7 protein-coding genes are annotated in these 11,198 nt (G+C 61.1%); 1 reads left to right on the top strand and 6 read right to left on the bottom strand.

The features are described 5' to 3' along the window. Positions 1-1,113 (top strand): IS110 family transposase (locus tag LDL32_RS17440; protein ID WP_233069196.1); only part of this gene is annotated, 1,113 nt, incomplete at its 5' end. Between the two features lie 251 nt (positions 1,114-1,364). Here the strand turns inward: LDL32_RS17440 and LDL32_RS17435 are convergent. The 6 genes from LDL32_RS17435 to LDL32_RS17410 all read right to left on the bottom strand — a co-directional run bounded on the left by LDL32_RS17435 (position 1,365) and on the right by LDL32_RS17410 (position 10,930). After that, positions 1,365-1,613 (bottom strand): hypothetical protein, encoded by a 249-nt coding sequence (locus LDL32_RS17435; RefSeq protein WP_233069195.1) that lies wholly within the window; start codon positions 1,611-1,613, stop codon positions 1,365-1,367. Between the two features lie 31 nt (positions 1,614-1,644). Further along, positions 1,645-2,676 carry a phosphoadenosine phosphosulfate reductase family protein gene (locus tag LDL32_RS17430; RefSeq protein ID WP_233069194.1) on the bottom strand — a complete coding sequence of 344 codons (1,032 nt, stop codon included), beginning with the start codon at positions 2,674-2,676 and terminating at the stop codon, positions 1,645-1,647. 157 nt (positions 2,677-2,833) lie between these two features. Further along, complete coding sequence (locus tag LDL32_RS17425) at positions 2,834-3,247, bottom strand: hypothetical protein (RefSeq protein ID WP_233069193.1); 414 nt, start codon at positions 3,245-3,247, stop codon at positions 2,834-2,836. Continuing rightward, complete coding sequence (locus LDL32_RS17420) at positions 3,240-3,578, bottom strand: hypothetical protein (RefSeq protein ID WP_141261647.1); 339 nt, start codon at positions 3,576-3,578, stop codon at positions 3,240-3,242. The genes LDL32_RS17425 and LDL32_RS17420 overlap by 8 nt, the downstream gene beginning before the upstream one ends. Positions 3,579-3,760: 182 nt before the next feature. After that, entirely contained in the window at positions 3,761-5,656 is a 1,896-nt protein-coding gene (locus LDL32_RS17415) for a ParB/RepB/Spo0J family partition protein (protein ID WP_233069192.1), read from the bottom strand. A 177-nt stretch (positions 5,657-5,833) separates the two neighbouring features. After that, entirely contained in the window at positions 5,834-10,930 is a 5,097-nt protein-coding gene (locus LDL32_RS17410; protein ID WP_233069191.1) for a lactate dehydrogenase, read from the bottom strand. Between the last annotated feature and the right edge of the window lie 268 nt (positions 10,931-11,198).

The raw sequence follows: 11,198 nt of genomic DNA, 5'->3' as shown, positions 1-11,198 counted from the left end.
ATCCAGATGGGGTGGACGGCCTCCATGCGACATCAATGTGCCATGATGAGGTCGGAAGACCATTCAGAGGAGACCGCCCGGATGAAAGTTACCATAATCGGCCTGGATATCGCCAAGTCTGTTTTTCAAGTGCATGGCACGGACGCAAGCGGAAAATGTCTGCTCAAGAAGAAACTCGGGCGGAGTGAAGTTATCTCATTCTTTGAAAAGCTGGAGCGCTGCCTGGTCGTACTCGAAGCCTGTAGCACGTCGCATCACTGGGCTCGTGTCATCCGTGACACCGGTCATGAGGTAAAACTCATTCCCCCTGAAATGGTCAAACCATTTGTCAAACGTGGCAAGAAAAACGATGCTGTTGATGCCGCCGCGATTTGTCTTGCCGCGATCCATCCCGACACGCGCTTCGTCCCGATTAAAAATCGGGAGCAGCAAAGCCTGTTATCGCTGCACTCAACTCGTACCCTTCTGGTCAAACAGCAAACGATGCTGGTGAATGCGTTGCGTGCACTTGCAGCGGAATTCGGTTTGATTGTTCCCCTTGGAAATGCCCGTCTCCCCGAACTTCTGGCGAAAATCGAAACCTCATCCAATCTGCCTGATGCCCTGAAACAGACAACCATGCTGCTCTTTGAACAGTATGGTCGACTGAACGAAAGCATAGAAAACCTGGAAGGAGGTATCCGGACACATGCCAAACAGGATGAAGATGCTCGCCGTCTTTTGACCATCCCGGGCATTGGTCCGGTAACCGCCTCCCTGATTGTCGCGTCTGTTACCGATATTGGGGCTTTCGATACGGCCCGGCACTTCGCAGCCTGGCTTGGTCTCGTACCGCGCCAGCATTCATCGGGCGGAAAAACCCGATTGGGCAGAATTACCAAAACGGGCAACCGGGAAATAAGAAAGATGCTCGTTCTGGGCGCAACATCCATGCTTTACCGCGCACAGAAATGGGATAGCGCTGCGGGAGTATGGCTTTGCAAGCTTCTGGAACGTCGCCCGGGCCGTCTGGCAACCGTGGCGTTAGCCAACAAGCTGGCCCGGATCATCTGGGTTTTGTTGTCGCGCAAAGAGATCTATCGTCCGGCCGGTCGCAGTGTCGCTATAGTCTGACATGTACCACCAGGATGATGGATACCGGAATAAGCTCCGGTAGATCCGGCAGTATGCACTGACCGCGTGATGGGAAAGACTGTAATCAGAAGCAGTTCAGGCAATACCGAATGTCCCCATGTGCCATTGAGCACGAGATCCAGATTGGTGCCTGACACGCAAGCGAACACCCATGATGGCCAGCGAAGGATTTCGCATAAACAGGCCGGACATAAGGGCGCATCTGACCGGATCTCCACATCATGACAGTATCAGTGCATTTCGCTGGAGCGAAAATACGCAGAAGAAAGATACGACAATGCAATCAATGTGACCTCTTGCATCGTAAAGGCCGTCCACATAAGCGGGACATGGACAAACCATCCGTGCGGGCCGGACAGGCAGGTCAGCCCAAAGGAACCACCTGACCTTGCATATCTCTCAAGGTATCCACGGTCCGACAGGGGGAGGTGGCCGGTGCTCAGGTCGAGGAATTTCCGGATCTGGAAAGGCGCTAACATCGGGTTTCTCCCTGCTTAAGGATGAGGCGGGTCAGACCGGCCCGGCGCTCTCGCCGAATGCGCCAGCGGGCAGGACCCATTGTTCGGGGGAGGTGAGGACACGGCCACGCCAGTTGTGGCAGAGCGCGCGGCGCACCAGACCCGGGTGCCGACGCACGGGGCCGTAGACCGTGCCGCCATTGGCCAGCGTGCCGAGGTCCCGGTCGCGTCGGATGGTGCAGCCAAATGCGCGTTCCCACTCACACAGCCGGGCGAACCGATCCGGGTCCATGTGCCGCAGCGTTGCAGCCTGATCAGCAGACATGAATACACATGCCAGGCAGGACAGACGGCCAAACCCGAGCTGATAGGGAAGCGGCGGAATCACGCCATGCCGACGCAGGACCTGCCAGACAGCCGCTTCACTCCAGGCATGTACCGGCCGCCAGTGATCGATATGCCGTCGGACCCGACCATCACTACTGTCTGCCCGGTGTCGCTCAAAGACAGCGTAACGGGCACGGTTCGCGGATTCCGCCGCGCGTTCTCCGGTTACAAACAGGGTCCGGGCATGACTGAAGCGCGCCTGGTTCCGCAGGGCGCCATCCGCAACCATGATCTTGGCGTATGGGGAGCACCAGCGGACCGACAGGTTCGCCGAAACCTGCGGGAAGCGGCGTCGTGTATTGGGCGGTCCCTTGCCACCGACAGTAACCCGCCCTGTTGGCGTATCGAACCAGACCGGTGCAGTCGGCGCATTCTCGCGCAGCATTTCCCGCATGATCCCGCCCTGGCGGGCGGAGAAATACAGCCTGACGCCAAGGCCTGCAGCCAGATGCCGCCCGTAATCAGGCACATGCGGCCAGTCAAAAACGTCCCCGTCATCATCCACAAGATGGTGCCACCACTCGATGCGGTCGGGCGGCACGCCATTTTCAAGCAGGTGCAGCGTGCAGGCGAGGGAATCCTTGCCAAAGGAACAGGCGACGACGACGTGATCATAACGCGACAGATCAGGCATCTCTTCCTGCCCCGGCACGACAGTTCTCTGACGGGATGACGGGCTTGCGGTCGCCATGGACATTCTCCTTGTCTGAATGTCTTCTGGCGGTCTGAAGGGATATCGCGGGTCAAACGCGGCGCGTGCGCCGGCATCGCAGGCCCGCGGAGCGGGACAAGAGCCACCGTTTGAGGCGCGGTGGCCCTTCAGACATATTTTTTCCTGTTTCTTCCTGCGTTTCCTACGCGTCCGCGTTCAGGTATTCGTGCAGGTACCGGCGCAACAGCATGCAGGCTGCATGGGTCTCCCGCTCACCGTCATCCGCAAGGACACGATCCGTCACTCTGGCGAGAACGGTGGCTGCCTCTCGCCCCGGGCTGAAAACAAGGGAAAAACCAAACTGCCCCCGCAGCACACCGGTCCCGGCATCGTGGACCATGGCCACGATCTCGCCATGGACGACTTCCTCGACCTCAAGATCCACTTCCTGGCCGTCAGGCAGAATGGTAGTCCGGATCCCGTCAGAGTCCACACTGTCGGGGACGGCATTGAGGACGATCCGCGCAGCCGCCTCGGCATCCGTCGCCGTGACCCTGAAATCGCCGGCATCCGCTTCAAACAGGCGCTCAACCAGCGTGACACGAAAATCAGGCATTGCCGTCCTCCCTTACCAGGACAAATTCACTCAGTGTCGTGGCTTCCCGCCATGGGCAGTGCCAGATCATCACGTCCTTTCCGCAGATTTCAGCGACAGAACCACTCTCTCTCAGCCGGGCCAGTTCGTCCGACGTGACTCTTGGAACCGCCGTGAAAGCGGAAAATTCGACCACCGCCGCCTCCACGCTCTCATAGGGTCCCCGCCATCGGCGGGCCGCGGGCGGGTAGATTTCAGGCGTCCGGATCAGAACCCCACCATCCGGGTGGAAGCCCAGTTCAACCACATACCTGCCGATCAGACGCTTTTCCGTCATGTATTCATGGGTCACCACGGTTCTCCTTCGCCGACGCAGGTGAACGCGTAACCTGACGTTCCGGATAAGCCCGGTGGGGACGCATCGCAGAATTTCCCGGTCGACGTTCTCCCAGAGGCCGTTGCTGGCTCACCGCCCGACGTCACCATTGGGGCGACGGGCCGTGAGCCAGAGCAGTACGGCAGCACCAGCCTCGCTCAGCTGAAACCTACAAACTCAACATGCGTCCTGAGGAATTCTTCAGGTGTCTGCGATGGCGAAGCCAGACTTTCCACCCTGCCGTGCGGCACGTCATCCTCCTGATCTGCCGCCTGGTCCGGGGGCGTGTCAGTCACTTCATCGAGCTCAATGCCCGTCGCAGCAGGATCATCGGTTCCCGGACCATCAGCCAGCGCACCAGCATCGTGTTCCGGGTCGATATCATCGTCATCCGCTTCGGATGGCGGGGTAAGCGCTTCCGCGAAGGTGGCATTCAGCGCTGCGACATCGACCTGGAAACGTGCTGCAGGGTGCACCCAGATCCCCTGTCCGACATGGTCCATCAGGGCGCGGCGCATTTCCTTACCGGTATTGCGCGGCAGGATGCCTTCGGTCTTTATGGCCTTCGTGATGCCGGGCTTGCTGAGCGTTTTCAGGAAGTCCTCGTCCGCCATGGTGGGCAGGTGGGCATCCGCTTTCACGATATGGCCGACCAGGACACTCCAGTCACCGCTATTCGTCCCGTTCTTCTCGCACGACAGCACGGCTTTCAGCACGTCGACAGCGGCGCCACGCAGGACCGCCTCGTCCAGCGCCATCTCGCCATCCTGGAACAGTCCGGCGGCGGCCAGAAGCCGGCGTGAAGGGCAACGCTGCGGATAATGTGCTCCGGCATCGCCATCAACCCGGACATTCTGCGCGTTGAGGGCCGCGATCATCAGTCCGACCAGGATCCATGGATCGGCAGAACCCCGCATGCCGTCCAATGCGGCATGCAGCGCCTGGGTGCGGAAACTGCCGATCATGTCAAAACCGCGCCCCGAAATATCGGGCCGTTCCCTTGGCCCTTCGGGCAGGGCTTCAATGACGGCGGACGGCGTCGTGCGACCTGCCGCCTCACTGCCCGGCAGAACGCACCAGCCCTCGCGAACCTTGAGGCGATGATCAAGCCAGAAGAATTTCGTGGCGCCCTCGCGCTGCCAGTAGATCCGGACCATGCCGGGTTCGAGGACCGGGTCGCCGTTCTCGTCGCTCTGCAGGATCAGTGCGTCTTCAGGCGTGTTCTGACCCAGCCACTGGCGCTGCGCCTTCTCATAGGCGAAGCCGTCATCGGTATAACGGCCGTCCTTCCCGGCTTCACCGAACAGATCTTCCTGCCAGGCGATCCGGCAGCTTTTTGCAATGGCGTCATCGAAGGAGGCCTCGATTGCGTAAAAACGGTCCTGCCGCAGGGCCGATGCGATCCGGTCCCAGTCGGGGACTGCCGCGCCGGGCTCCCAATTTCCGTCGGGCAGCTGCTCGCCGTCATCTTCACAGGCTTCAACCTCTTCGGGCGGCGCAGCGCCAACCGAAAACCCGAAATGGCCCCAGACCTGTTCCTGCAGCGCGGTGGATGCGAGAGCGATGCTTGCCAACTCGCGATTGCCCGGGCCTTTGCCTGCCTCGATCCACGCGAGAATATCGGGAAGGATGGAGGACAGCCGACCGATCTGCTTCAATTGCACCGGTGTGAGCATCAGCGCCTTGCAGATCGCAGTATCATTCCACTTCTTTTCTTCCCGAAGCTTTGCAACAACCCGCCACTGTTCAACCTGGGTCATGGGCTGACGGATCATGTTCTCCGACGCAGCACGCATCCGGTCCAGTTCCGCATCGTCCCCAGCCACCGTCACCTGAATGGTTTTCAGCCCGGCCTTGACCGCAGCACGCCGGCGGCGATGTCCCGCAACGATCATCAGACCGTCCGGGGTTTCGCGGACCAGAGGCGGATGGATGATCCCGACGGCCTTGACATTCAGCGCCAGCTGGCGGTCTTCCGCTTCGTTGGGCGCGGATTTCCGGGGGTTTTCAGGGTTGTCGAGCAGGGATTTTGGATCGACTTCGCGCAGTTCCATGGTTTTCACTCCGTGTTGTCAGGATTCCTTTCCTGATGCTTTCGGGCAGGCAGCGCCGGGCTGGCGGGGCAAGGGCGCCGCGTAGCGGCGGCACCGGACCCGCGCGCAGGCGGCGCAGACGCCGAGCACGGGGAGGTGCCACCCCTTGCGGCGCCTGACCGGAGATGGCAGCCCTTCTCAGGCAGCTGCCTCTTCTTTCCGCTTTTTCTGGGTATCGTCATTCGCAGGATCGTCTTCGGTGGCGGTCGCGGCCAGATCGTCTTCCAGCGCTTTCAGCTCCGCGCGCTTCTCGTCAAGCATTGCCTGTTCCGCGAACGGCAGGCCCAGACGGGCGCGGTAAGATGGCAGGCGACGCTGCGCTTCCTCCCGCATCCGGATTGCGTCACGGAGCACATCATCGATCCGAAGCAGCGCATGTTCGAGGCGCGAGGCCAGTCCGAGGCCCTTCGTGCCGTCCTCGACGGCGATTTCGATGCGACCTGAGCGCGCTTCCAGAAACAGCGTCACGTCGACCGCGCGCTTTTCGCCGCGCATGCGGCGGCCAGGCACAGCTTCGCACATGACAGCGAACCCACCGATGCGTCCGAGGTTCCAGACCCCTGCCTCACCGTTCTTCGCCGCCAGACGGACCTGGGACAGGAGCCATGATCCGGCCTTCTCTCGCTCGCTGACGTCCCCCTTGTCCCGACGCAGTACGAACGCATCCCCCTTCGTAGGCTCGCGACAGGCGATATCCGCCTCGATGAGCGGGATCTGGCGCTCTGCATCAGCGATCTCGCGTTCGGCCCGGTCGATTGCACGTTTTACAGCGAACTGGTCGTCATAATGGGCGGCCGCCAGTCTCTCGAGCCGCGCAAGATCGGCCTCCAGCCCGGCTTTCTGCATCAGCCGTGCATCGCCTGAGGCCAGCGCCTTGGCCATGGCGAACTGGTTTCCCCCTTCCCCGCCAATGTCCTCAATCCGACGGATGGAACGATCACCTGACATGGCAAGGCCAATAAAGCGCTGCTTGCGCTCGAGGAGCTGCCAGTTGGTCGCGTCAACAGAACCCTGCTGTGCATAGGCATAGAGCTCGATTTCCGCGTGCTGGTTGCCCTGCCGCTCGATCCGTCCCTCGCGCTGGATGATGTCGGAGACCAGCCACGGCACATCGAGATGGTGCAGGGCCTTGAGGCGCTGCTGGGCGTTGACGCCCGTACCCATGGTGGCCGTCGAACCGATCAGGATCCGCTTGCGGCCGGCATTCAGGTCACCGAACAGCTTCTGCTTCGCCGCACTTTTCTTATAATGCTGCATGAACGCGATTTCCGTGCGCGGCACGCCCATGCGGATCAGTTCATCGCGGATCCACGTATAGGCCGAAAAACCGCGCGTCTCCATCGCGCTTTCGGTGCCCAGATCCGAAAAGATCATCTGCACCGCACCTGGCAGATCATGTGGTCGACCGGTTTCGGGATCGGTGTAACGGCTTTCCGATGTCTCCTGCCAGATCCGGAACACGTTCACGATCATCAGGTTCAGCTTCGATGTATCGTCACTCGCGACAAGGGATGCCACAAAGCGCAGGTCGATCGAAGCATGGCGGGCATCAGTAATGACGGACAGAAGGATGTCATCACCCTTCTGGGGTCGTCCCTGCCGCGCTTCGATGGCGTCGATCCGGGCAGCCAGCGTCTTCTGGTAGGCCCTGAAGTTGTCGTTTGTCGGCGCGACAATGATTTCACGTCGCCCGCCACGGATCGCTGGCAGTTTTACGTACTGCCGCAGGTCATCCTGCTGCACGACATCTGCGAAGTCGCGATACATCGCCATGAGGTCGGCGACATTCACAAACTCGGTGAACCGCGTGACCGGCTTGTAGAGCCCGCTCGGCTGCAGTTCCAGCTCTGTACGGGTTTCGCCGAAATTGGCTGCCCAGGCATCGAACTCATGCAGATAGCGCTTCTGCAGGGCGGCGAGATCCATATAGCGGCTGACCGTCCACATTTCGGCAAGCGTATTGGTGATCGGGGAGCCGGACGCCATGATCAGCGGGCGTTCCGGATTTTTTGCCGCCAGATAGCGGGTCTTCACGAAGAGATCCCAGGCCCGCTGCGAGCCGTTCGGATCGACCCCTTTCAGGTCGGACTGGTTGGTTGCAAAACTCAGCTTCCGGAACTGCTGTGCCTCGTCGACGAGGATCTGGTCGATGCCGATCTCACCCAGATGCAGGAGATCGTCCTTGCGACCGGACAGCCCTTCCAGCTTAGCCTGCATCTTCTCCTTCATGCTCTCGACCCGCTTGCGCGACAGGCGGTCATCCGCGTCGACGCTCTCCAGCACTTCCTCGTAAGACGCGATCTGCTCCTCGATCATCTGCCGCTCGAAATCGCCCTCCACCGGGATGAACCTGAACGCATCGTGCGTGATGATGATCGCGTCCCAGTTTCCGGTCGCGGCCCGGGCAAGGAACCGCTGGCGCTTTGCCTTCACGAAGTTCGTCTCGTCAGCGACAAGTATCCGCGCGGTCGGGTAGAGCATGAGGAATTCGCGGGCCATCTGGGCGAGGCAGTGACCGGGGACGGCGATCATCGCCTTGCTGATCAGGCCGAGCCGCTTCTGCTCCATGACGGCCGCGACCATCGAGAAGGTCTTTCCCGAACCGACCGCATGCGCGATATACGTGCCGCCTGCGGCGATGATCCGCCAGATGACCCGTTTCTGGTGGGGGCGCAGGCTGATCGTGGTGCTTGCACCAGGCAGGCGCAGATGGGAGCCATCAAACGCGCGTGCAACCAGGTTGTTGTAGGTGTCGTTATACAGCCGTACCAGCCGCTCGGCCCGGTCACCGTCCTGCCAGACCCATGTCTCGAACGCACGCTTGATCGCCGCCAGTTTTTCCTTTGCGGCTTCCGTCTCCTGTGTGTTCAGTTCGCGGTGCTCATTGCCATCGCCATCACGCCAGACATCCCATATTTTTGGCGATGCCTGCGTCAGGGCGTCTTCCAGCAGTTCGCCGGCATGTCGCCGTTCCGTTCCCCAGACTGACGTTGCCTCGGCCTTGCCCATGAATGCCCGTTTCTCCACGGTCCAGCAGGCGACCGCGGGCGCGTGATAGATGATCGTCTCGACCTCGAGCACCTCGGCGGTAAAGGCAATAATGTCACTGACCGGCAACCACGGAGCCCCGAGGCGCGCGGTGATTTCCGAAGGACGCAGATCGGCTGGCTGGACGGCTTCCAGCGCCGTGACGCTCCGGGCGTAGCGTCCATCGATCCGGGCTGCATCGCGTGCCTCTTCCAGCTTGGTACGCACTGGGCCGGAGAGCATTTCGTCAGCCATGACCCAGACATCGCGACCGTCCACGCTCCGTACCGGATCGAGATACACCGCATCCCCCAGTGCGGCTGCGACCTCAGCTTCGGACTGTCCCATGAGTTCCGCGATCCGCGGCATTTCCACGCCGCCTGTTTCATGCAGGCAGACAGCCAGGGCGTCGTGGGCGGAATGGATTTCCGGTTCGACAGGCGCATGAATGACCCGTTCCGAGAAAATCGGTCCCATCCGGCCCTTCTGTGTCGCCTCGTCATATTCCTCGATGGACGAAACCAGCCAGACATCGGGATCATCGTAAAATGGCATCAGGTTTGGCCGCCGCTGGGTTTCGTTCTCGACCCCGGTTTCCGGGTCGATCCTGACCGTCACGTTCATCAGGTTGATCGGTCCGAACTGTCGGACAAAGCTGAAATAGGCACGCTTCAGGTCGCCCTGCAGGCGTCCATAGGGCAGGTTCTCCATCTGCGCCCGCAGAACCGCGCGTGCCGCATCCCGGACGGGTATCAGTGCGGTAATGATCCGGGCATGCTTCTGGAAAAGGCCGTCCTTCTGATCCCCTTTCCTGATGGCGACCGTGGCGGTCTGGCCGTCGCAGATCTGTTGCAGGACACCTTTCGTGACGAAGTAGGAGCCCTCTTTCAGCTGGGCGCCATCGGCAGCCGTGCCGACCAGCACACCGGCTCCTGCCGGCCGGACGATGCGCTGGTCCAGAGGTTCCGAAAAGCGCACGTCCTGCCCGATCCGGCTCAGGGCCTCGGGCAACATCACATCGAGTCCGCAGTCGGCACGCGCGTGGCATGTGTAATCGGGGCCGAACTGGGTGGTGGTCCAGCCGTGACGGCCAAGCACCTGCTCCGGATGGTCGAGGAAATAGCGGTTAACAAGGAGCGGGCCGTTGCCCTGGTCGGTGTCCACAAGAGCGCTGGTTTCCAGCCAGGCCTCATCATCGGCCATGTCGCCGATCATGCGCTTTCGAAACACCAGCACGTCCACCACGACGTCCGTGCCGGCGTCATCGCGCATGGCTCCGGCCGGAAGACGGACCGCCCCCACGAGGTCAGCCATTTTAGCGATGGTCCGACGCGCGGTGCTGTCCGTCTTGTCCAGCGTATGGCGGGATGTCACGAAGATTGCAATGCCGCCCGGGCGGAGTGCTTCGATGGATCGGGCGATGAAAAAGTCATGCAGGCTCAGGCCAAGCCGCCCCAGACCTTCGGGGCCCCGCACGGTGCGATTGGAAAAGGGTGGATTACCGATCGCAAGGTCGTACCCGGTTGCGAGCTTCGCTGTCGTGAAATCCTCGCTGCGGATCCACTGGTTCGGATAGAGCCTGCGCGCAATCCTTGCTGTGATCGGATCATTCTCGATCCCGGTAAAGGCGATGCGTCCCTCGAGCTTTTCCGGTCGGGCCGCGATAAAAAGACCGGTGCCACACCCGGGTTCGAGCACGGAACCGCCTCTGAATCCCATCCGCAACACTTTACTCCAGAGTGCGTGCACGATCAGTTCAGGGGTGAAGTGCGCATATTGTGTTGCGCGCTTCAGTCCTGCCCTCTCAATGTCTGTTGTGGAGGCATGGATCGCCTCGCCAATTTCTTCCCAGCCTGGACGGGCACTATCGCTTCCAGATGGGAACAGGTTGTTCGCCAGTTCTCCTGCTCCAAAGCCGATGAAGCGTGACAGGACGATCTGTTCGGGGGACGATGCGTTTCGGTCAGCTTCTTCGATCTCCTTGAGCAGTGCGATTGCCAGCGCATTGTCACGGGCTCGCTGTTTCCAGGTGGCTGCGAGGCTTCGGTCGGTAACCGTATGAAAGTCGATCTGGGGAAGGGCCATCGCGGCCGGTGTGGCGGGCGAGGCAGGGGATGAACCGTCTTCACCTTCAAGTTCGCCCCAGAAAAGGTCGTTCTGGGTATCTGCGAGAGCGGTTGTACCGAAGAGGTTGAGCTGGAACGACATGGCCGTGCTCCGTACAAACGCCGGCACCCGGCACTGCTTCTGCAGGCCGGGATGGTTCCGGGGTCAGGTTTTCGGGATGTCAGGAACGGGCGTGCTAACCAGGTTGTGCTGCCTGATTACTCTTTCCTTCAGCTCTCGTTGCCAGCGGGTCGGGCGGTGCGGGGCAAGGGTGCCGCGTAGCGGCAGCACCGGACCCGCGCGCAGGCGACGCAGACGCCGAGCACGGGGAGGAGCAGCCCCTTGCGGCGTGCTGACCGATCTGGTGTTT

It is taken from the genome of Komagataeibacter sp. FNDCF1 (genome assembly GCF_021295335.1).
Lineage (GTDB): Bacteria > Pseudomonadota > Alphaproteobacteria > Acetobacterales > Acetobacteraceae > Komagataeibacter.
The sequence above is the reverse complement of the archived record's forward strand: the minus strand, read 5'-3'. Positions and strand labels throughout refer to the sequence as shown.